Genomic DNA, 21,311 nt, shown 5'->3' on the forward strand with positions numbered 1-21,311 from the left:
GCTGGCCGTACACCACGGCCACCTTGCTCAGCAGCGGGAACTCCGAGCCGCGGCCCTGGGCGTAGATCGGCTCGACGTACAGGAAGCCGCTGGCCCCCCGCGCCCGCCCGCGCAGGGCGCGGGGAGGTGGCGCGCGGTGCCCCGGTGACCCACAATCGACCTTCGGTCACGGTCAACAGGGGAACGGGGCACGGATGTTCGGGGCGGGACACGTCAACGGCGGCAACCGGCACACCCGCGGGCTGCCGCGGCTCCGCGGCCTCGCGCTGGCCGGACTGATGGCCGTCACGGCCGCGTGCGGCAGCGGCGGCGGTGACGGCGGCTCGGATACGGCGGACAGGAACGGCGCCGGCCGGTCCGCCTCCGCCTCCGCACAGCCCGCCGGCGGCGGCGTGCCCACCGAGGCCGCCCTGAAGGCCGTCGCCTTCGCGGACGGCGAGCGGATCGGCCCGTACACCGCGAGCGAGACCGACGGGGCCCCGCTCGGCGAGGACTACACCGCCGATCCGGCCCGGTGCGGGCCTCTCGTCAGCCTCGGCCCGGGCGCGACCGCGCACGACCCGGCCGCCGAGGTCCACCGCGAGGTCGACGTCGCGGACGAGGCGGCCGGCATCGGCGTCCTGGTGCAGCTGCGCTCCTACGCGGGGGACGGGGCCTCTGCCGTGATGCAGGACCTCTCCGCCGCGGGCGACGCCTGCGCCGGCGGCTACACCGAGGTGAGGGCCGTCGCGAGGGCCCGGGTGCTGAAGGTCGAACCCGTCGAGGCGCCCGCCGTCGGCGACGAGGCCGAGGCGTTCCGCTTCACCGTCCTCGACGTGAAGGGCGAGCTGAAGCTGTACGAGTACCTGACCGTCGTCCGCTCCGGTACGGTCACGCTCTCCTTCCGCGCCGACTTCCTCGGCACGAAGGACATCGGGGCCGTGCCCCGGGAGATCATCGACGCCCAGTGGAAGAAGTTCTCGGCCGCCCACGGAAGCGGCGCGTAGTTCCACCCCGGCGAGGAGGCGCACGGGGGACGCCCTGTCCGGGCGCACGGGCCGAACGGCCACAATGGGGGGATGAGCGACAGCCCATCACCCCTCGCCGACCCGCATCTGATCTTCGACGCCTCTCAGGGGCGCCGGGACATCGTCGTCCTCGGCTCGACCGGGTCCATCGGCACGCAGGCCATCGACCTGGTCCTGCGCAACCCCGACCGCTTCCGCGTCACCGCGCTGTCCGCCGCCGGCGGACGGGTCGGCCTGCTCGCCGAGCAGGCGCACCGGCTGCGCGTCGAGACCGTCGCCGTGGCCCGCGAGGACGTCGTTCCCGCGCTGCGCGAGGCGCTGTCGGCCCAGTACGGCACCGAGCCCCTGCCGACGATCCTGGCCGGCCCGGACGCGGCCACCGAACTCGCCGCCTCGCCGTGCCACACGGTGCTCAACGGCATCACGGGCTCCATCGGTCTGGCGCCCACCCTCGCCGCACTCGAGGCCGGCCGCACGCTCGCACTGGCCAACAAGGAGTCGCTCATCGTCGGCGGGCCCCTCGTCAAGGCGGTCGCCAAGCCGGGCCAGATCATCCCGGTCGACTCCGAGCACGCCGCGCTGTTCCAGGCGCTGGCCAGCGGTACCCGCGCCGACGTGCGCAAGCTCGTGGTCACCGCGTCCGGCGGCCCCTTCCGGGGCCGCACGAAGGCGGAGCTCGCGAACGTCAGGCCCGAGGACGCCCTCGCGCACCCCACCTGGGCCATGGGCCCGGTGATCACGGTCAACAGCGCGACGCTCGTCAACAAGGGCCTCGAGGTCATCGAGGCCCACCTCCTCTACGACATCCCCTTCGACCGCATCGAGGTCGTCGTCCACCCCCAGTCGTACGTCCACTCGATGGTGGAGTTCACCGACGGCTCGACGCTCGCCCAGGCCACCCCGCCGGACATGCGCGGCCCGATCGCGATCGGCCTCGGCTGGCCCGAGCGCGTCCCCGACGCGGCGCCCGCGTTCGACTGGTCCACGGCTTCGACGTGGGAGTTCTTCCCTCTCGACAACGAGGCGTTCCCGTCCGTGGGACTCGCCCGGCACGTGGGGGAGCTGGGCGGCACGGCCCCGGCGGTGTTCAATGCGGCGAACGAGGAGTGCGTCGAGGCGTTCCTCGCCGGGCGGCTGCCGTTCAACGGCATCATGGATACGGTCACCCATGTGGTCGCCGAGCACGGGACACCCGCGGCGGGAACCTCGCTCGCCGTGACGGACGTCCTCGAAGCGGACGCCTGGGCCCGGGCGAGGGCCCGTGAGACGGCGGCGACGTACACACACAGCGGCGAAGAACGGCCTGCGGAGGCTCGCGCATGACGATGGTGTTGACGGTTCTCGGCATAGTGCTGTTCGGCGTGGGGCTGCTGTTCTCCATCGCGTGGCACGAGCTGGGCCATCTGTCGACGGCGAAGCTGTTCGGCATCCGGGTGCCGCAGTACATGGTCGGCTTCGGCCCGACCCTGTTCTCCCGGCACAAGGGGGAGACCGAGTACGGCATCAAAGCCATCCCGATGGGCGGCTACATCCGCATGATCGGGATGTTCCCGCCCGGGGACGACGGCCGGATCGAGGCCCGCTCCACGTCCCCGTGGCGCGGGATGATCGAGGACGCCCGCACCGCCGCGTACGAGGAGCTGCAACCCGGCGACGAGACACGGCTGTTCTACACACGCAAGCCGTGGAAGCGCGTCATCGTGATGTTCGCGGGGCCGTTCATGAACCTCGTGCTCGCGGTGGCGATCTTCGTCGGCGTGATGATGACCTTCGGCACGCCGACGCAGACCACCGAGGTGGCGGGCGTCCAGAAGTGCGTCATCGAGCAGAGCGAGAAGCGCGACACGTGCGCCAAGGGCGACCCCGACTCGCCCGCCGCGCTCGCGGGGCTCAAGGAGGGCGACAGGATCGTCGCCTTCGACGGAGAGCGCATCGACGACTGGCCCACGCTCTCCGAGCGCATCCGCGACACGATCGGCCCGGCCGAGATCACCGTGGAGCGCGACGGCCGGGAGCAGGTGCTCCAGGCGACGCTCATCGAGAACATGGTGGTCAAGAAGGACGAGGACGGCGAGGTCGTCTCCGGCTACGAGCCCGCGGGCTACCTCGGCTTCGCCGCCAGGACCGAGATCCTGCCGCTGTCGTTCGGCGAGTCCGTCGACCGCATGGGCGGCATGATCGAGAACGGCGCCGAGTCGATCATCGCCCTGCCCTCCAAGGTCCCGGACCTGTGGGACGCGGCCTTCGGCGACGGAGAGCGCAAGGACGACTCCCCGGTGGGCGTGGTCGGCGCGGCCCGGCTCAGCGGCGAGGTCCTCAACCTCGACATGCCGACGACCAACATCGTCGCCACGTTCCTGATGCTGCTCGCCGGCTTCAACCTCTCGCTGTTCCTGTTCAACATGCTGCCGCTGCTGCCCCTCGACGGCGGACACATCGCGGGCGCCCTGTGGGAGTCCGTGCGGCGGGGGATCGCCAAGCTGTTCCGGCGCCCGGACCCGGGGCCGTTCGACGTGGCGAAGCTGATGCCCGTCGCCTATGTGGTGGCCGGAATCTTCATCTGCTTCACCCTGCTCGTGCTGGTCGCCGACATCGTGAACCCGGTGAGGATCAGCTGACGGAAAAGTGAGGGGATCATCCCGCGGCGGCCGGATACCCTGCGTGTCCGGCCGTCCTCTTTGGGTGGACTCCGGGCGGCGGATGTGCCCGGCCGAACGCCAGTGCCGTAATCTCGGGTGCTGGAGCCCGCCGATCTCGGGACCTCGATCCACACCTTGGGGTTGCACAGCAGATGACTGCAATTTCTCTCGGAATTCCGTCCGTTCCGACGAAGCTCGCCGACCGGAGGGTCAGCCGGAAGATCCAGGTCGGTTCCGTCGCGGTCGGCGGCGACGCACCCGTCTCGGTGCAGTCCATGACGACGACCCGGACCTCCGACATCGGCGCGACGCTGCAGCAGATCGCCGAGCTGACGGCGTCGGGCTGCCAGATCGTCCGGGTCGCGTGCCCCACGCAGGACGACGCGGACGCCCTCGCGACCATCGCCAAGAAGTCGCAGATCCCGGTCATCGCCGACATCCACTTCCAGCCCAAGTACGTCTTCGCGGCGATCGACGCCGGCTGCGCGGCGGTGCGGGTCAACCCGGGCAACATCAAGCAGTTCGACGACAAGGTCAGGGAGATCGCGAAGGCGGCGGGGGAGACGGGCACCCCCATCCGCATCGGCGTCAACGCGGGCTCGCTGGACCGCCGCCTGCTGGAGAAGTACGGCAAGGCGACCCCCGAGGCGCTCGTCGAGTCCGCCCTGTGGGAGGCGTCGCTCTTCGAGGAGCACGGTTTCCGCGACATCAAGATCTCGGTCAAGCACAACGACCCGGTCGTGATGGTCAACGCCTACCGCCAGCTCGCCGCCCAGTGCGACTACCCGCTGCACCTCGGCGTCACCGAGGCCGGCCCCGCCTTCCAGGGCACGATCAAGTCCGCGGTCGCGTTCGGCGCGCTGCTGTCGGAGGGCATCGGCGACACCATCCGCGTCTCCCTCTCCGCCCCGCCGGCGGAGGAGGTCAAGGTCGGCATCCAGATCCTGGAGTCGCTGAACCTGCGCCAGCGCCGCCTGGAGATCGTCTCCTGCCCGTCCTGCGGCCGCGCCCAGGTCGACGTCTACAAGCTGGCGGACGAGGTCTCGGCGGGCCTCGAGGGCATGGAGGTCCCCCTGCGCGTCGCCGTCATGGGCTGCGTGGTGAACGGCCCCGGCGAGGCCCGTGAGGCCGACCTCGGTGTCGCCTCCGGCAACGGCAAGGGCCAGATCTTCGTCAAGGGCGAGGTCATCAAGACCGTGCCCGAGTCGAAGATCGTCGAGACGCTGATCGACGAGGCGATGAAGATCGCCGAGCAGATGGAGAAGGACGGCGTCGCCTCCGGCGAGCCCCAGATCTCCGTCGCCGGCTGACGCGTCCACGCGTCCGAAGGCCCCGCTCCCACCGGGACGCGGGGCCTCGCGCCGTCCTGGCCCGTCCCCGGAACCCGCCCGCTCAGGCCGGTCCGTTTCCCCGAACCGGACACGACGCCGAAGCGGCAGGTACAGTGCCAGGATCAGCAAACCGCATGGTGAGGCCCTTGTGTTGACGCAGACCACCACCCGGGTCCTCGACCCCGGCGAACTCGGCGCAGCGCTCGCCATCCTCGAGAGCGATCCCGTGACGAATGCTTTCGTCACTGCCCGGGTCCAGGTAGCCGGTCTCGATCCCTGGCGCCTCGGCGGCGAGATGTGGGGCTGGTACGCGGACGGGCAGCTGCGCTCCCTCTGCTACTCCGGCGCCAACCTCGTCCCGGTCTGCGCCACGCCCGAAGCCGTGCGCGCCTTCGCCGACCGGGCCCGCAGGACCGGACGCCGCTGTTCGTCCATCGTGGGCCCCGCCGAACCGACCGCCGCGCTGTGGCGCCTGCTCGAACCGAGCTGGGGCCCCGCCAGGGACGTACGCACCCACCAGCCGCTGATGGTCACCGAGACGGTCCCCGACGACATCGAGCCCGACCCGTACGTCCGCCGCATCCGCAAGGACGAGATGGACGTGATCATGCCGGCGTGCGTGGCGATGTTCACCGAGGAGGTCGGCGTCTCCCCGCTCGCCGGTGACGGCGGCCTGCTCTACCAGGCCCGCGTCGCCGAACTCGTCGGCACGGGACGGGCTTTCGCGCGCATCGAGGACGGCAAGGTCGTCTTCAAGGCCGAGATCGGCGCCGCGACCGCCAAGGCCTGCCAGATCCAGGGCGTCTGGGTCGCGCCGGAATACCGCGGCCGCGGACTGTCCGAGACGGGCATGGCGGCCGTCCTGCGCTACGCCCTCGCGGATGTCTCGCCGATCGTGAGCCTGTACGTCAACGACTACAACACCGCCGCCCGGGCGGCCTACCGCAGGGTCGGCTTCCGCGAGGTCGGCGCCTTCATGAGCGTGCTGTTCTGAACGGCGTGCGCGGCCAGTAGGGTGCGGCCATGGCAGCAGATCCCGGCGTCGTCATCGGCCCGCTCGACCTGACGGCACGGGTCGACGAGGCACTCGCCGTCCAGGCACTGGCCTTCGGGCTCAGCGACGAAGAGATCGACATCCGCCGCTACATCGTGCTGCGGCACCTGACCAGCCCGGGCGCGCGCGCCCTCGGCGCCACCACCGCGGACGACCGGCTCGTCGGCTTCGTCTACGGCATGCCGAACGACCGCAGCCACTGGTGGTCCACCGTCGTCGAGCCGTACCTGCGCCGCAACGGCAGCGGGGACTGGCTCGACGACGCCTTCGTCATCACCGAACTGCACGTCCACCCGGGCTTCCAGGCCCGCGGGATCGGCCGCGCGCTGATCACCACCCTCACGGACGGAGCCGACCAGCCGCGCTCCATCCTGTCCGCCATCGACACCGAGAGCCCCGCCCGCCGCCTCTACCGCAGGCTCGGCTACCGGGACCTCGCCGAGCGCGTCCTGTTCCCGAGCGCGCCCAGTCCCTACGTGGTGATGGGCGCCCCGCTGCCGCTGCTGCGCGGCAACTGATTTCCGCCTGTCGGTGCCGCCCGGCTAACCTCCTGCACATCACACGTTCCGAGCAGGAGTTCACCATGGCCCAGGTCCAGCGCATGTCCCGTCTGATGATCAAGACACTGCGCGACGACCCGGCGGACGCCGAGACGCTCAGCCACAAGCTCCTCGTCCGTGCCGGTTACGTCCGCCGCAACGCCGCGGGCATCTGGTCCTGGCTGCCCCTCGGCAAGCGCGTCCTGGAGAACGTCGCCCGCGTCGTGCGCGAGGAGATGGACGCCATCGGCGCCCAGGAGGTCCTGCTGCCGGCCGTGCTGCCCAAGGAGCCGTACGAGGCGACGGGCCGCTGGGAGGAGTACGGCGCCGAGCTGTTCCGCCTCAAGGACCGCAAGGGCGCCGACTACCTCCTCGGCCCCACCCACGAGGAGATCTTCACCCAGCTGGTCAAGGACCAGTGCACGTCCTACAAGGACCTGCCGGTGATCCTCTACCAGATCCAGACGAAGTACCGCGACGAGGCGCGTCCCCGCTCGGGCATCCTGCGCGGCCGCGAGTTCCAGATGAAGGACTCGTACTCCTTCGACACCTCCGACGAGGGCCTCGCCGAGTCCTACGCCCTGCACCGCGAGGCGTACGTGAAGATCTTCGAGCGGCTCGGCCTGGAGCACAAGATCGTCTCCGCGGTCTCGGGAGCGATGGGCGGCTCGGCGTCCGAGGAGTTCCTCGCACCCGCCGCGGCCGGTGAGGACACCTTCGTCTACTGCCCGTCCTGCGACTACGCCGCCAACACCGAGGCCGTCACCTTCGTGCCGGCGCCCGCCGACGGTTCGGACCACGGCCCGGTCGAGGAGCTGGACACCCCCGACACCCCGACGATCGAGACGCTCGCCGAGCACCTGGGCGTCCCGGCGTCGGCCACCCTCAAGAACCTCCTCGTCAAGGTCGACGGCGAGATCGTCGCGGTCGGCGTCCCCGGCGACCGCGAGGTCGACCTCGGCAAGCTCGGCGACCATCTGGCACCCGCGACCGTCGAGCTGGTCACCGCCGACGACTTCGTGGACCGCCCGGACCTGGTCCGCGGCTACGTCGGCCCGCAGGGCCTGGAGAAGGTCCGCTACATCGCCGACCCGCGCGTCGCGCCCGGCACCGCCTGGATCACCGGGGCGAACAAGCACGGCTTCCACGCGAAGAACGTCGTCGCCGGCCGCGACTTCGAGGTCGACGAGTACCTGGACGTCGTCGTGGTCGAGGAGGGCGACCCCTGCCCGAAGTGCTCCACCGGCCTGAAGCTGGACCGCGCGATCGAGATCGGTCACATCTTCCAGCTGGGCCGCAAGTACGCCGACGCCTTCCAGCTCGACGTGCTCGGCCAGAACGGCAAGCCGGTCCGCGTGACCATGGGCTCGTACGGCATCGGCGTCTCGCGCGCGGTGGCGGCGCTCGCCGAGCAGACGGCCGACGAGCAGGGCCTGTGCTGGCCCCGCGAGATCGCGCCCGCCGACGTGCACGTCGTCGCCGCCGGCAAGGCACTGCAGACGGAGCTGGCCCTGGACGTCGCGCAGCAGCTGGGCGACGCCGGCCTGCGCGTGCTGGTCGACGACCGGGCGGGAGTGTCGCCGGGCGTGAAGTTCACGGACGCGGAGCTGATCGGTGTCCCGAAGATCCTCGTGGCGGGCCGACGTGCCGGCGAGGGCGTGGTGGAACTGAAGGACCGCCGCACGGGCGAGCGCGAGGAACTCCCGGTCGCGGAAGCGGTGGCGCGCCTGCGGGCGTAACGCGTGTACCGGGGGCGCTGCCCCCCGGGCCTCCCCCGCGCCCCTGCGGGCGCGGGGCCCCGGCGTCCCCGCCGGTGGGCGTCTTGTGCGCGGCGCGTCCGTTGGGCTGCGCGGCGTGCTGCCGCAAGTCCCGCCCTTCGATCGGCGACGGGAGTCTTGTGCGCGGCGCGTCGGTTGGGCTGTGCGGCGAGCCCTGCGTCTCTGTCGCGGGCGGGGCTCGGTGTGACGCAGCGCGCTCGTTGGGGTTGCGTCGCAAGCCCCCGCGCCGCTGTCGCGGGCGGGGCTGGATGTGCCCCGGCGTCCCCGTGGGGCTCCGCCCCCGGGCCCTCGCCTCAAATCGCCGGCGAGGCCGGACTCGCCGCGCGACATCAGCCCGTCCGGTGCCGGGGCGGAGCCCCGGTTTCGGGGAAGGGCGGGGTGGGGGGAGCCCCCGCCGCTAGCTACAGCCAGCTCGCGAACTCCAGCGCCAGCTCACCCTCCGCCCGGCGGCCCGACGTCACCGCGCGGGTGCCCGACTCGACCGCGCGGAACAGCGTCCAGCCCCGCAGCCGGTCTCGGTCCACCTCCAGCGAGTCCGCCAGCCTGTTCACCCGGCGACGGGCCGACGACGCCCCCGCAGCCGTGGCCACCAGGTCCTCGACCCGGTCGCGGACCAGGCGCGCCAGGTCGTAGGCGCGTTCGCCCACCACCGGCTCCGGCCCCACCGCGAGCCACGGCACCCGGTCGCCCGCCAGCACCTTGCCCTGGCGGAAGTTGCCGTGCAGCAGCAGGAGTTCGGGAGCCGACGCCACCAGTTCCTCACGCACCGCGAGCGCCGCCGCGACCAGCGGCTCGTCGGCCGCGCGCGCCCCCATCGCCTCCGCCTGCCGCTCCGTGCGCTCGGCCACCGTCTCGAAACCGTGTCCCGCGGGCGGCTCGACCCACAGCCGCCGAACCGTTCCGGCAGCCTCCAGCAGCGCCTTCGCCTCGGGCAGGGACCGCAGGGAGACATCGGGCTGCAGCCGCTCCAGGAGCAGGCCGTCCCCGTCCTCGTCCAGCAGGCGCACCGCTCCCCACCCGTTCCAGTGCGCCAGCGCCGCCCGCTCCAGCGCCGGCGCGGCGGCGGGCGGGGCCAGCTTCAGCGCGGCGGGCGTGCCGTCGGCACGGCGCACGAGAAGGACGAGACCGCTCCGGCCACCCGGCACCACCACCCGTTCGACGTCCAGCTTCCGCCGGTCCACCGCCTCCTGGGCGGTCCGGTCCAGGCCCGCGAGCCACTCGTCGTCCTCCCCGAGTGCCCGGACCAGCCGCTGCGGCGGTTCGAGAGCCATACGTGGTGCGTTCCCTTTCCGGTTCAGCCGATTGCAGGTGAGGTCAGCCGCTTCGGCCGGCGGCCCGCTCGGCGAGCCCAGGAAAGGCTACGCCGCTGCCGCGCCAGCGCACGGCGCGGACCGCCGCCTCGCGCAGCGCCGCCGCGGCCTCCAGCCGCAGCGGTCCGTCCGCCGCCCGCACGAGGTCGGAGCACACGCCCGCGACCCGCTCCTCCAGTTCGGCCGCGAGCCGGACGGCCGCCGCGGAGTCCGGCACGGCGAAGGGCAGGGCGTAGGCGGCTGCGGCGGCGACCGGTTCCGCGCCGAGGTCGCGTGCCGTGCGCGTGAGCGCGTCCCGGCGGGCCCGGTGCGCCGCATGGGCGGCGGCGGCCTCGTGGGCGCGGTCGTCGTCGATGCGGCCTCCGACGACCCCGTAGCCGTAGACCGCCGCATGCTCCGCCGCGAGCGCGGCCTGTACGGCGTCCACCGCGCTCAACGCGCGTCCCCCTTCGTCAGCAAGTACGCATGGGCCGCTCCGGCGGCGGCGACCGAGGCCAGCAGCCGGGCAAGCTCCGGTTCCGCGTCCGTCAGTGACGCCGTGTGCGCGTCGGACGTGCGCCGCTCGGTTGCGGCGAGCGCCTTGAGGGCGGCGGCGGGATCGTCCGGGGCCGGCCCGCCGGCAACGACGGACCCGGTCCCCGAGGGCGACGGCGACACCGGCGCGGCGGGCGCCGGCTTCCGGTCGGCGAGAGCCGCCACATGCGCGGCCACGTCCGCGCGCAGCGGCGTCAGCCGCCCGGCGAGCGCGGGATGGCGGGCGATCACGGCGTCGTACTCGTCCAGCAGCAACTGGCTCCGGGCCGCGAGCCGCCGGCGCAGGGCCTTCTCGGCCTGTGCCGGATCGGCGGCCCGGGGGCGGGGAGGCCGCTCCTGGGCGGCATCGCCCGAACAGCCGGTCACCATCGCGGCGGCGGCCGCACCCGTCGCCAGCAGCGCACGTCGCCGCGTCGTCCCGGTGCGCCCCACGCCTGTCTCCTCGGCCCTCTTGGTGATCATCGCCGCAGGCGAGCGTACCCGTGGGTCCGGCGCCCGTGGACGGCAACACCCTCCGGGACCGGATACCCTTTCCTTCGACACGCGACGATCCCACAACAGCACACGCGGCCGAGGAGTCACCCGGATGAGCACCACCCAGAGCGAGCGGCTGCGCGGGCTGCTGGAGCCGCTCGTCACCGCCGCCGGCCTGGATCTGGAAGAGATCGAGGTCTCCCGGGCCGGGCGGCGCCGCACACTGAGGATCATCGTCGACTCCGACGACGGCGTGGAACTGGACGCCTGCGCCGAGCTGAGCCGCTCCCTCTCCGAGAAGCTCGACGAGACGGACGCGATGGGCGAGGGCGAGTACGTCCTCGAAGTCAGCTCTCCCGGCGCCGACCGCCCCCTGACACAGCACCGCCACTACGTGCGCGCCACCGGCCGCCTGGTCAAGCTGCAGCTGCACGAAGCCGGGGAACTGGTCGCCCGCATCCTCACCGTGGACGACGAAGGACTCGACCTCGAGATCCCGGGCGTGAAGGGGCGCAAGCCCACCGCCCGCCGGGTCGCGTTCGACGAGATCGCCAAGGCGCGCGTCGAGATCGAGTTCAGCCGCAAGGACAAGCAGGACGTGAAGGACGAGAAGGAAGAGGAGGCGTAGCCGTGGACATCGACGTGAAGCTCCTGAGGGGCTTGGCACAGGAGAAGGAGATCGCCTTCGACCTGCTGGTCGAGGCCATCGAATCGGCCCTCCTCATCGCGTACCACCGCACCGAGGGAAGCCGCAGGCACGCCCGTGTGGTGCTCAGCCGGGACACCGGCCATGTGACGGTGTGGGCGAAGGAGGACCCGTCCGATCTGGAGGAGGGCCAGGAGCCCAAGGAGTTCGACGACACCCCGTCGGACTTCGGCCGGATCGCCGCGAGCACCGCCCGCCAGGTCATCCAGCAGCGGCTGCGGGACGCGGAGAACGACGTCACCTTCGGCGAGTACGCCCGCCGTGAGGGCGATGTCGTCGCGGGCCAGGTGCAGCAGGGCAAGGACCCGAAGAACGTCCTCGTCAAGCTGGACGACAAGCTCGAGGCGATCCTGCCCGTGCAGGAGCAGGTGCCGGGCGAGGAGTACACCCACGGCCTGCGCCTGCGCACCTACGTGGTGCGGGTGGCCAAGGGTGTGCGCGGCCCGTCCGTGACGCTGTCGCGCACCCACCCCAACCTGGTGAAGAAGCTGTTCGCGCTGGAGGTCCCGGAGATCGCCGACGGCAGCGTCGAGATCGCGGCGATCGCCCGTGAGGCCGGTCACCGCACCAAGATCGCGGTCCGCTCCACCCGCTCGGGTCTGAACGCCAAGGGCGCCTGCATCGGCCCGATGGGCGGCCGGGTGCGCAATGTGATGGCCGAGCTGCACGGCGAGAAGATCGACATCGTGGACTGGTCGGACGACCCGGCGGAGATGGTGGCGAACGCGCTGTCGCCCGCCCGGGTGAGCAAGGTGGAGATCGTCGACCTCGGCGCGCGCTCCGCCCGCGTCACCGTTCCGGACTACCAGCTGTCGCTGGCGATCGGCAAGGAAGGGCAGAACGCCCGCCTCGCCGCGCGCCTGACCGGCTGGCGCATCGACATCCGTCCCGACACGGAGCACCCCTCCGACCAGGGCTGAGGAATGAATCGGCGTGGGGCCCCGTTGGCATGAGTCGGGGGTCACGCGGATGCAGGACAACATCCGTTCGATTTTTGCCCCAAAGGGGTGAGGTCGGTGCGGGGAGGTAGACTTAAGCGTGTCTGGCCGGACGCATGCCCGCGTGTGCCCTGAGCGAACCTGTGTGGGATGCCGGGAGCGAGCGGCCAAGAGCGATCTGCTGCGCATCGTGGTGATCGAGGACGAGTGCGTCCCCGATGATCGCGGTACGCTGCCCGGCCGGGGTGCGTACGTGCACCCCGCCTTGGTCTGTCTCGACCTGGCGGTTCGCCGCCGGGCGTTCCCGAGGGCCTTCCGGGTCAAGGGACCGCTCGAGACCGCCGACGTCCGGCGGTATGTCGAGCAGGCAGCACCGTAAGAAGAAAGAAGTACGGCACGGAACACCGTGCGGTCAGGTACCTCGCGAGTTGGAAGTAGGTCGAGATTGCGATGAGCACTCGATGAGTACGCGATGAGTACGCCCATGAAGTAGCGACGGTCCGGCGGTAACCCGGACCTAAAAGGAGCGAAGTGGCTAAGGTCCGGGTATACGAACTCGCCAAGGAGTTCGGCGTGGAGAGCAAGGTCGTCATGGCCAAGCTCCAAGAACTCGGTGAATTCGTCCGTTCGGCGTCCTCGACGATCGAGGCGCCGGTTGTACGCAAACTGACTGACGCGCTGCAGGGTCCCGGTGGCAACGCCGGCAAGACCGCAGCAAAGCCTGGCGCGCCCCGCAAGGCGACGCCTTCCAAGCCGTCCGCGCCGTCCCCGGCGCAGGCGGCACGTCCTGCTGCCCCGAAGCCCGGCGCACCGGCCCCCAAGCCGGCCCCGGCGAGCAGCACCCCCTCCGCGGCCCCGACCTCGGGCCCGCGTCCGACCCCGGGTCCCAAGCCCGCACCGGCCAAGCCCGCTCCGGCGGCTCCGGTGCCCGCTGCCGAGTTCTCGGCTCCGGCCCCGGCACAGCCCAGCACCCCGCAGGCCCCGCGCCCCACGGGTGCGACCCCCGGGCCCCGTCCCGCCCGTCCGGCTCCGGCCGGCGGCCAGCGTGACGGCGGCCGCGGCGGCGAGCGTCCGGCGCGTCCCGCCGGCGGCGCCGGCGCCCCGCGCCCGGGTGCCCGTCCGGCCGGTCCCCGTCCGGGCAACAACCCCTTCACCTCCGGTGGCTCCACCGGCATGGCGCGCCCGCAGGCGCCCCGTCCGGGTGGTGCCCCGCGTCCTGGCGGCGGTGCCGTTCCGGGTGCCCCGCGTCCGCAGGGCGGCCCCGGCGGCGCTCCGCGTCCGCAGGGTCAGGGTGGTGCCCGTCCGACTCCGGGCGGCATGCCGCGTCCGCAGGCTCCCCGCCCCGGCGGCGGCCCTGCCGGCAACCGTCCCAACCCGGGCATGATGCCGCAGCGTCCCGCTGCCGGCCCGCGTCCCGGCCCTGGCGGCGGTGGCGGCGGTCGTGGTCCCGGCGGTGCCGGTCGTCCCGGCGGTGCCGGCCGTCCGGCAGGCGGCGGCTTCGCCGGCCGTCCCGGTGGCGGCGGTGGCGGCGGTCGTCCCGGTGGCGGCGGCGGTTTCGCCGGCCGTCCCGGTGGCGGTGGCCCCGGTGGCGGCGGCGGCTTCGGCGGCGGTCGTCCCGGCTTCGGCGGACGTCCGGGTGGTCCCGGCGGCCGTGGTGGCACGCAGGGCGCCTTCGGCCGTCCCGGCGGCCCGGCGCGCCGTGGCCGCAAGTCGAAGCGGCAGAGGCGCCAGGAGTACGAGGCCATGCAGGCCCCGTCGGTCGGCGGTGTGATGCTGCCTCGCGGCAACGGCGAGACCATTCGCCTGTCGCGCGGTGCGTCGCTCACCGATTTCGCGGAGAAGATCAACGCCAACCCGGCGTCGCTCGTCGCGGTCATGATGAACCTCGGCGAGATGGTCACGGCCACGCAGTCCGTCTCCGACGAGACGCTGCAGCTCCTCGGTGACGAGATGAACTACACCGTTCAGATCGTCAGCCCGGAGGAGGAGGACCGTGAGCTGCTCGAGTCCTTCGACATCGAGTTCGGCGAGGACGAGGGCGGCGACGAGGCTCTGGTCTCGCGTCCGCCGGTGGTGACCGTCATGGGTCACGTCGACCACGGTAAGACCCGACTGCTGGACGCGATCCGCAAGACGAACGTCGTCGCGGGCGAGGCCGGCGGTATCACGCAGCACATCGGTGCGTACCAGGTCGCCACCGAGGTCAACGGCGAAGAGCGTGCGATCACCTTCATCGACACCCCGGGTCACGAGGCGTTCACCGCCATGCGTGCCCGTGGTGCGAAGTCCACCGACATCGCGATCCTCGTGGTCGCGGCCAACGACGGTGTGATGCCCCAGACGATCGAGGCACTGAACCACGCCAAGGCGGCCGACGTGCCGATCGTGGTCGCGGTCAACAAGATCGACGTCGAGGGTGCCGACCCGACGAAGGTGCGCGGCCAGCTCACCGAGTTCGGTCTGGTGGCCGAGGAGTACGGCGGCGACACCATGTTCGTCGACATCTCCGCCAAGCAGGGTCTGCACATCGACTCCCTGCTGGAGGCCGTGGTCCTCACCGCGGACGCCTCGCTCGACCTGCGGGCCAACCCCGTCCAGGACGCGCAGGGCATCGCGATCGAGGCCCACCTGGACAAGGGCCGCGGCGCCGTCGCGACCGTCCTGGTCCAGCGAGGCACGCTGCGCGTCGGTGACACGATGGTCGCCGGTGACGCGTACGGCCGTGTCCGGGCGATGCTCGACGACAAGGGCGAGAACGTGGAAGAGGCGGGTCCCTCGACCCCGGTCCTCGTCCTCGGTCTCACCAACGTCCCGGGCGCCGGCGACAACTTCCTGGTGGTCGACGAGGACCGTACGGCCCGTCAGATCGCCGAGAAGCGTGCCGCACGTGAGCGCAACGCCGCGTTCGCCAAGCGCACCCGCCGGGTGTCCCTCGAGGACCTCGACAAGGTGCTCAAGGCGGGCGAGGTCCAGCAGCTCAACCTCATCATCAAGGGCGACGCGTCCGGTTCGGTGGAGGCTCTCGAGTCCTCCCTGCTCCAGCTCGACGTCGGCGAAGAGGTCGACATCCGCGTGCTGCACCGCGGCGTGGGTGCGGTCACCGAGTCGGACATCGACCTGGCGATGGGCTCCGACGCCATCGTCATCGGCTTCAACGTCCGCGCGGCCGGCCGTGCCTCGCAGATGGCGGAGCGCGAGGGCGTCGACGTCCGGTACTACTCGGTGATCTACCAGGCCATCGAGGAGATCGAGGCGGCCCTCAAGGGCATGCTCAAGCCGGAGTACGAAGAGGTCGAGCTCGGTACGGCGGAGATCCGCGAGGTCTTCCGCTCGTCCAAGCTGGGCAACATCGCGGGTGTGCTCATCCGCTCCGGCGAGGTCAAGCGCAACACCAAGGCCCGGCTCATCCGCGACGGCAAGGTCATCGCGGAGAACCTCAACATCGAGGGTCTGCGTCGCTTCAAGGACGACGTCACCGAGATCCGCGAAGGCTTCGAGGGCGGTATCAACCTCGGAAACTTCAACGACATCAAGGTCGACGACGTCATCGCGACGTACGAGATGCGCGAGAAGCCGCGCGGCTGACACAGCTCGACTGCGCAGCCTTTCCGGGGCCGGTCGGCGGAACAAACTCCGTCGATCGGCCCCGGCCGTTGCGTGTACGGTTTGGAGGTCCCTGCCAAGCGCTGGCAGGCGTCATGAACCCGAACCGGCGGGACATCCGGTCACACACATGTATGTGGGGACGCTGTCCTTCGACCTGCTTCTCGGCGACGTACGTTCGCTGAAGGAGAAGCGCTCCGTGGTCCGCCCGATCGTCGCCGAACTCCAGCGGAAGTACCCGGTGAGCGTGGCCGAGGTGGGCGGTCAGGACCTCCACCGGCGGGCCGAGATCGGCCTCGCGGTGGTGTCCGGCGACACGGGACATCTCACAGATGTACTGGACCGGTGCGAGCGCCTCGTCGCCGCCCGGCCCGAGGTGGAGCTGCTGTCGGTTAGACGCAGGCTCCACAGCGACGAAGACTGAATGAGCAAGGCACAGCAGGAAAGGGAGAAGGACCAGTGGCCGACAACGCGCGGGCGAAGAAACTGGCAGACCTCATCCGGGAGGTGGTCGCCGAGAAGCTGCAGCGCGGCATCAAGGACCCCCGGCTGGGATCGAACGTGACCATCACGGACACCCGCGTCACCGGTGACCTTCGGGAGGCCACGGTCTTCTACACGGTCTACGGCGACGACGAGGACAGGGCCAGCGCGGCGGCCGGACTGCAGAGTGCCAAGGGCATCCTGCGCTCGGCGGTCGGCGCGGCGGCGGGGACGAAGTTCACGCCGACCCTGACGTTCGTGGCCGACGCCCTCCCGGAGAACGCGAAGACGATCGAGGACCTCCTCGACAAGGCGCGTGCCTCGGACGCCAAGGTGCGTGAGGCGTCCTCGGGCGCCACGTACGCCGGCGAGGCCGACCCGTACCGCAAGCCCGAGGACGAAGCCTCGGAATGACACAGCACATCAGGACGCCCGACGGACTTGTCATCGTCGACAAGCCGTCGGGCTTCACTTCGCACGACGTCGTCGCCAAGATGCGCGGGATCGCGAGAACCCGGCGCGTCGGACACGCGGGGACGCTCGACCCCATGGCCACCGGGGTGCTCGTCCTCGGCGTCGAGAAGGCCACCAAGCTCCTCGGCCACCTCGCGCTGACGGAGAAGGAGTACCTCGGCACCATCCGGCTCGGGCAGAACACCGTCACGGACGACGCGGAGGGCGAGATCACGTCCACCGCCGACGCCTCCGGGATCACCCGGGAGGCGATCGACGCGGGCGTCGCCGAACTGACCGGCGACATCATGCAGGTGCCGTCCAAGGTCAGCGCCATCAAGATCGACGGCAAGCGGTCGTACGCGCGCGTGCGCGGCGGCGAGGAGTTCGACATCCCGGCCCGGCCGGTGACCGTCTCCTCGTTCCAGGTGTACGACGTGCGGGAGGCGACCACCGAGGACGGCCTGACCGTCGTCGACCTCGTCGTCTCCGTGGTCTGCTCCTCCGGCACCTACATCCGGGCGCTCGCCCGCGACCTCGGCGCCTCGCTCGGAGTCGGCGGGCACCTCACCGCGCTGCGCCGGACCCGGGTCGGCCCCTACGGGATCGACGCGGCGAAGACGCTCGACCAGCTCCAGCAGGAGCTGACGGTGATGCCGATCGCCGAGGCCGCCGCGGCCGCCTTCCCCCGCTGGGACGTGGACGAGCGGCGGGCGAAGCTGCTGGCCAACGGGGTGCGGCTGGACATGCCGGCCCACGACCGGTCACCGGTCGCGGTCTTCGGCCCCGGCGGGCGCTTCCTGGCGCTGGTCGAGGAGCAGAAGGGCAAGGCCAAGAGCCTCGCCGTCTTCGCCTGATCCCGAGGACCCGGGACGCCTCGTGGCACGGGCGGTGACTCCGCCCGTGCCACGACCCCCCTCGCTTCCCCCACCCACAGGCTGTCCGCCATGACGCCCGGATTCACCTCATCGTGCAGGCGCTCGGAGTATCTGGAGGCGCACTAGGGGGCGCTTTCGTGACGCGTGCTCCTGCGCTGATCATCGACGATCTAGCGTCGAACGCATGGAATGCGGCAGTACGGAAACGTTGGTACGGATCTGCGATCGGGCCGGGCGGCCGCTGGGCACCGGCTTCGTCGCCGACGACTCGGGCACCGTCGTCACCGGTCAGGAGTCCGTCGACGGACACGACGCCCTGCTCGTCAGGGCACCCGGCGGCCGCGAGAGCACCGCAGGGGCGGATGCCGTCATCCGCCTCCCGGGCGTCGGCGTCGCCCTGATCCGCACCCGCGGACTCGCCGTGCCCCCGCTGCCCATCGGCGCACGGGACCACGTCGCGCGCGGGACGTACGTACGACTCCTTGCCGACGGCTGGCGCGAGGCCAGGGTCCTCGGCGGTGCCTACGACGTCCCGGACCCCGGAGCCGTGGAGCTGGCCATGGGGACGGATGCCGGCGACGCGCTCCGCCGCGGCCGGTCGGCCGTCGGAGGACCGGTGCTCGACGCGGCCACCGGTGCCGTCCTCGGTGTCCTCGGCGCGCCTCCGCCGCCCGGACAGCGCGCGGCGGTGGTCGTCCGGCCCCTGCGCCCCGGCCGCCCGGACGGACCGTTCGCCGCGCTGCTGCGGCGCAACGCCGCCACCGTGCCCGCCTACGGCGACGACCTCAACCTCGCAGCCGTCCTCGAACTCACCGCCGTCTCCTGCGGACCGACCGCAGGCCCCGGCGCCTGGCCCGATCCGGTCGAACGGCCCGAAGCAGCCGCCGAGTTGGCTGCCTTCACCCGGTCCGCGCCCGGGGTGCTGGGGCTCGTCGGCGCACCCGGCACGGGACGCACCACGGAACTGTCGGCGCTCGCCGCACGGCGCGCGGACGGCCCCCACCCCGCTCCCACCCTGTGGCTGCGCGGCGCGGACCTGCACCCCGACGACACGTCCGTCGCCGACGCGATGGCCCGCGCGCTGCGCCGCGCGGCACGCATCCGGGCCGCCGCCGAGGGGACCGAGGATCTCGCGGGCGTCACCCCGCGACGGGTGGCGCACCTGTCCCGCGCGGCCGGCCGCCCCCTCCTCGTCGTCCTCGACGGCCCCGAGGAGATGCCGCCCGCCCTGGCGCACCGGCTCGCGCTCTGGGCCCCGGCCACCGCCGACTGGCTGGCCGACCACTCCGTGCACCTGGTCGTCGGCTGCGGCCCCGAGCACTGGGAACAGGCCGCGGAACTGTACCGGCCGTCCGCCGCCCACGCCCGCCCGGCGCACCCCGTCGTACGGATCGGGGACCTCGGACCGGAACAGGCACGCCTGATGCGGGAGCGGTACGGCCTGCCCGAGCACGCCCTCGCCGACCGCGACGCAGGCCATCCGCTCGCACTGCGCCTGCTCGCCGAGGTACGCAAGGCCCTGCCCGACGGGGCGGCCGGCAGCCCGGGGCGCGAGGACGTCTTCGCCGCATGGCTGGACCTGCTCTGCCTGCGCATCGCGGTCCGGGTCGCCGCGGCGACCGCGCCGCCCCCGCGCGGCACCGCCGTGCGGCGGCTCGCCGCCCGGGTGGCCGGCCGCGTGCACGAGGCGGCACGGCGCTGCCTGGGTCCCGGGCAGGGCGAACTGGACCGCCGGTCCTTCGAGGAGCTCTTCCCCTGGGCGTCCGGCTGGGCACCGGCCGTGCTCACCGAGGGGCTGCTCGTCCCGGCCGGCGGGGGCTACCGTTTCGCCCACGAGGAGTTCGCCGACTGGATCCAGGGCGCCCATCTGGACCTCGGCACCGCGCTCCGCACGCTCGTGCACGGCCGCGCCCTGCCCGCCGACACGGCGCCGGCCGTGCCGCGCCACCGCAGCGGCCCCCTCGTGCAGGCCCTGCTGCTCCTCGCCCGGCAGCGCGGCCACGGCCGGCTCGTCACCGAACTGACCTCCCTCGTCGGCGCGTTGGACCGCATCGACGCGTCGCAGGAGGACCGGGACGCCCGTTGGTGGGCCGTGCGCCTGCTCACCGAGGTGCTGCACCGCGTGCCGGACGCCGAGCCGTACGTCGGCGTGCTGCGGCTGCTCTCCCGGCGCGTCGCCGCCGTGCCCGCCGACCGGAAGCACTTCGGGCCCGCGTTCTGGGCACGGCTGCCGCTCGGTGAGGCGTCCCGCCTCGACCTGCTGCGCCGCCTCGTCCCCGCCGACCGCGTACCGGGCACGGGCGGAGCCGCGCCGCGCTTCCTCGACCTGGCCGCGGAGCGACTGGCCGCCGATCCCCGGGCCGTACAGCCACTGGTGTGCCGTTGGTTCACCGACGACACACCGCTCGCCGCCGGGCCGGACGCGGCTGTGCGGCCCACCGTCTCCACGGCCGCGCAGGCTCTCCTGTACGCCCGTCGCGGCCAGGACCCCGACGGCCTCGCCGACGCCCTCGTCGACACGGCCCACCCGCGGGCCGCCGAGCTGCTCGCCGTCCTCGCGCACGACGAGCCCGCCGCCTACTGCCGTGCCGTCCACCGCTGGGCCCGCGATCCGCGTCCGGCCCGGCGGGCCGCGGCCGCCGCCCACGCCCGGGCCGCCGACGCCACGATCACCGCCGACGCCGACCGCGAACTGCTGCGCCGCGCGGCGGGCGCGCTGCTCGCACGCCCCGGACCGCTGAGCGGCCCGGCGCTGGCCCTGCTCGTCCGCGACCCCGTCAGCCGGGGCCACCACCTGGACCGGGCGCTGGCCCGCTTCGCGGACGGCGACCCGCAGCTGCCCCCGGCGGCCTTCACCGGTGCCCTCTCCACCCACCCGGCCCCCGTGCTCGCCGCCTTCCGGACCCGGCTCCTGCGGCCCGAGGCCACCGACACGGACGCCCTGCTGGACGTGCTCGCCCGGGCGACCACGCCCGCCACGGCCCGGCCGGTCGCCGCCCTCGTCTGCGAGTACGTCGACCACCGGCCCGAGGGAGCGCCGCACGCCGCGGCCTACGTGGAGCACCGCCTGGAGCACCGGCCCGTCGACCGCGCCGTCCTCTTCCCCCTCGTCACCCGCCTGCTGCGCGGCCGGCCCGCCCGCGTACGCAGCGCGCTCGCACCCGTACTCGCCGCGCCCGGCAGTCCCGCCTCCCGCCCGCTGCGCGCCGAGCTCCTCGACGTACTGCTGCGTTACGAGCAGTACGAGGCCCGCGACCTGGAGGTGCTCGACGCCGTGCTGCAGGCCGCGGCCCTCGGCTGCGGAGCCGCCGACGAGTCCACGACCAGGGCCCTCGTGCACCGCACCGGCCTGCTGCTGGTCCGCAGCCCCGGCGGCGCGGCCCGCCTCGACCGCCGCCTCGTGGAACTCGCCGGGACCGCGCCGCGCTTCGCCGTCGCGCTCACCCGATGGCTCGCCGAGGACCCGGAGGAGTGGGCCCTCGTGGCCGGTCCGCACACGTGGGGGACGCTCTGGACGCCCGGCAGCCAGGTGCCGATGCGAAGCGGGAGTCCCGGGCATGGCAGTCTTAGACCTGCGTAATCGT

18 protein-coding genes are annotated in these 21,311 nt (G+C 72.7%); 15 read left to right on the plus strand and 3 right to left on the minus strand.

Features of this window, described 5'->3' with window-relative positions; translation table 11 throughout:
- The first annotated feature begins 194 nt into the window (after positions 1-194).
- The 7 genes from ACWD0A_RS24570 (at position 195) to ACWD0A_RS24600 (ending at position 8,309) form a co-directional block, all read left to right on the plus strand.
- Positions 195-986, plus strand: a complete 792-nt coding sequence (locus tag ACWD0A_RS24570) for a hypothetical protein (RefSeq protein WP_451301418.1) — start codon at positions 195-197, stop codon at positions 984-986.
- Positions 987-1,058: 72 nt separating this feature from the next.
- Positions 1,059-2,330, plus strand: coding sequence for a 1-deoxy-D-xylulose-5-phosphate reductoisomerase (dxr, locus tag ACWD0A_RS24575; protein WP_451301420.1), 1,272 nt, complete (start codon positions 1,059-1,061; stop codon positions 2,328-2,330).
- Positions 2,327-3,625: a M50 family metallopeptidase gene (locus ACWD0A_RS24580; RefSeq protein ID WP_307713177.1), complete on the plus strand. Its 1,299-nt coding sequence runs from the start codon at positions 2,327-2,329 to the stop codon at positions 3,623-3,625. The genes dxr and ACWD0A_RS24580 overlap by 4 nt, the downstream gene beginning before the upstream one ends.
- A gap of 173 nt (positions 3,626-3,798) precedes the next feature.
- Entirely contained in the window at positions 3,799-4,956 is a 1,158-nt protein-coding gene (ispG, locus tag ACWD0A_RS24585; protein WP_307713176.1) for a flavodoxin-dependent (E)-4-hydroxy-3-methylbut-2-enyl-diphosphate synthase, read from the plus strand.
- A gap of 169 nt (positions 4,957-5,125) precedes the next feature.
- Positions 5,126-5,971 (plus strand): GNAT family N-acetyltransferase, encoded by an 846-nt coding sequence (locus ACWD0A_RS24590; RefSeq protein WP_451301423.1) that lies wholly within the window; start codon positions 5,126-5,128, stop codon positions 5,969-5,971.
- 29 nt (positions 5,972-6,000) lie between these two features.
- The gene (locus ACWD0A_RS24595) at positions 6,001-6,549 is read left to right on the plus strand and encodes a GNAT family N-acetyltransferase (protein WP_451301425.1); all 549 of its coding nucleotides are present in this window, start codon (positions 6,001-6,003) and stop codon (positions 6,547-6,549) included.
- Positions 6,550-6,614: 65 nt separating this feature from the next.
- Positions 6,615-8,309 carry a proline--tRNA ligase gene (locus ACWD0A_RS24600; protein WP_451301427.1) on the plus strand — a complete coding sequence of 565 codons (1,695 nt, stop codon included), beginning with the start codon at positions 6,615-6,617 and terminating at the stop codon, positions 8,307-8,309.
- A 440-nt stretch (positions 8,310-8,749) separates the two neighbouring features.
- Here ACWD0A_RS24600 and ACWD0A_RS24605 read toward each other — a convergent pair whose 3' ends face one another.
- From ACWD0A_RS24605 to ACWD0A_RS24615, 3 genes are read right to left on the minus strand one after another with little or no spacing between them, the layout of a single operon-like run.
- The gene (locus ACWD0A_RS24605; RefSeq protein WP_451301429.1) at positions 8,750-9,619 is read right to left on the minus strand and encodes an aminoglycoside phosphotransferase family protein; all 870 of its coding nucleotides are present in this window, start codon (positions 9,617-9,619) and stop codon (positions 8,750-8,752) included.
- 43 nt (positions 9,620-9,662) lie between these two features.
- Positions 9,663-10,094, minus strand: a complete 432-nt coding sequence (locus ACWD0A_RS24610) for a DUF4439 domain-containing protein (RefSeq protein ID WP_451301431.1) — start codon at positions 10,092-10,094, stop codon at positions 9,663-9,665.
- A complete protein-coding gene (locus tag ACWD0A_RS24615; RefSeq protein ID WP_451301433.1) occupies positions 10,091-10,654 on the minus strand; it encodes a hypothetical protein in 564 nt (187 codons plus the stop codon). Before ACWD0A_RS24615 ends, ACWD0A_RS24610 begins: the two co-directional genes overlap by 4 nt.
- A gap of 124 nt (positions 10,655-10,778) precedes the next feature.
- Between ACWD0A_RS24615 and rimP the strand changes: the two genes are divergently transcribed.
- From rimP to ACWD0A_RS24655, 8 genes are all read left to right on the plus strand, one after another.
- Positions 10,779-11,294 (plus strand): ribosome maturation factor RimP, encoded by a 516-nt coding sequence (gene rimP, locus ACWD0A_RS24620; RefSeq protein WP_307713169.1) that lies wholly within the window; start codon positions 10,779-10,781, stop codon positions 11,292-11,294.
- A 2-nt stretch (positions 11,295-11,296) separates the two neighbouring features.
- The gene (gene nusA / locus ACWD0A_RS24625; protein WP_451301435.1) at positions 11,297-12,292 is read left to right on the plus strand and encodes a transcription termination factor NusA; all 996 of its coding nucleotides are present in this window, start codon (positions 11,297-11,299) and stop codon (positions 12,290-12,292) included.
- Positions 12,293-12,410: 118 nt separating this feature from the next.
- The gene (locus ACWD0A_RS24630; RefSeq protein ID WP_307713167.1) at positions 12,411-12,689 is read left to right on the plus strand and encodes a YlxR family protein; all 279 of its coding nucleotides are present in this window, start codon (positions 12,411-12,413) and stop codon (positions 12,687-12,689) included.
- A gap of 152 nt (positions 12,690-12,841) precedes the next feature.
- Positions 12,842-15,895: a translation initiation factor IF-2 gene (infB, locus tag ACWD0A_RS24635; RefSeq protein WP_451301437.1), complete on the plus strand. Its 3,054-nt coding sequence runs from the start codon at positions 12,842-12,844 to the stop codon at positions 15,893-15,895.
- Between the two features lie 148 nt (positions 15,896-16,043).
- Entirely contained in the window at positions 16,044-16,337 is a 294-nt protein-coding gene (locus ACWD0A_RS24640; RefSeq protein WP_307713165.1) for a DUF503 domain-containing protein, read from the plus strand.
- A gap of 35 nt (positions 16,338-16,372) precedes the next feature.
- The gene (gene rbfA, locus ACWD0A_RS24645) at positions 16,373-16,810 is read left to right on the plus strand and encodes a 30S ribosome-binding factor RbfA (RefSeq protein ID WP_307713164.1); all 438 of its coding nucleotides are present in this window, start codon (positions 16,373-16,375) and stop codon (positions 16,808-16,810) included.
- On the plus strand, positions 16,807-17,706 hold the full coding sequence (gene truB, locus ACWD0A_RS24650) for a tRNA pseudouridine(55) synthase TruB (RefSeq protein WP_451301440.1): 900 nt from the start codon (positions 16,807-16,809) through the stop codon (positions 17,704-17,706). The genes rbfA and truB overlap by 4 nt, the downstream gene beginning before the upstream one ends.
- Positions 17,707-17,911: 205 nt before the next feature.
- Positions 17,912-21,307 carry a serine protease gene (locus ACWD0A_RS24655; protein ID WP_451301442.1) on the plus strand — a complete coding sequence of 1,132 codons (3,396 nt, stop codon included), beginning with the start codon at positions 17,912-17,914 and terminating at the stop codon, positions 21,305-21,307.
- The last annotated feature ends 4 nt before the right edge of the window (positions 21,308-21,311 follow it).

It is taken from the genome of Streptomyces sp. NPDC002867 (assembly GCF_053591895.1).

Bases quoted from the DNA above. Each gene is read 5' to 3' on its own strand.
- ACWD0A_RS24605 (WP_451301429.1), bottom strand. From the start codon at position 9,619: ATGGCTCTCGAACCGCCGCAGCGGCTGGTCCGGGCACTCGGGGAGGAC.
- ispG (WP_307713176.1), top strand. From the start codon at position 3,799: ATGACTGCAATTTCTCTCGGAATTCCGTCCGTTCCGACGAAGCTCGCC.
- ACWD0A_RS24580 (WP_307713177.1), top strand. From the start codon at position 2,327: ATGACGATGGTGTTGACGGTTCTCGGCATAGTGCTGTTCGGCGTGGGG.
- ACWD0A_RS24570 (WP_451301418.1), top strand. From the start codon at position 195: ATGTTCGGGGCGGGACACGTCAACGGCGGCAACCGGCACACCCGCGGG.
- rimP (WP_307713169.1), top strand. From the start codon at position 10,779: ATGAGCACCACCCAGAGCGAGCGGCTGCGCGGGCTGCTGGAGCCGCTC.
- ACWD0A_RS24595 (WP_451301425.1), top strand. From the start codon at position 6,001: ATGGCAGCAGATCCCGGCGTCGTCATCGGCCCGCTCGACCTGACGGCA.
- truB (WP_451301440.1), top strand. From the start codon at position 16,807: ATGACACAGCACATCAGGACGCCCGACGGACTTGTCATCGTCGACAAG.
- ACWD0A_RS24615 (WP_451301433.1), bottom strand. From the start codon at position 10,654: ATGATCACCAAGAGGGCCGAGGAGACAGGCGTGGGGCGCACCGGGACG.
- ACWD0A_RS24640 (WP_307713165.1), top strand. From the start codon at position 16,044: ATGTATGTGGGGACGCTGTCCTTCGACCTGCTTCTCGGCGACGTACGT.
- ACWD0A_RS24600 (WP_451301427.1), top strand. From the start codon at position 6,615: ATGGCCCAGGTCCAGCGCATGTCCCGTCTGATGATCAAGACACTGCGC.
- ACWD0A_RS24655 (WP_451301442.1), top strand. From the start codon at position 17,912: ATGGAATGCGGCAGTACGGAAACGTTGGTACGGATCTGCGATCGGGCC.
- dxr (WP_451301420.1), top strand. From the start codon at position 1,059: ATGAGCGACAGCCCATCACCCCTCGCCGACCCGCATCTGATCTTCGAC.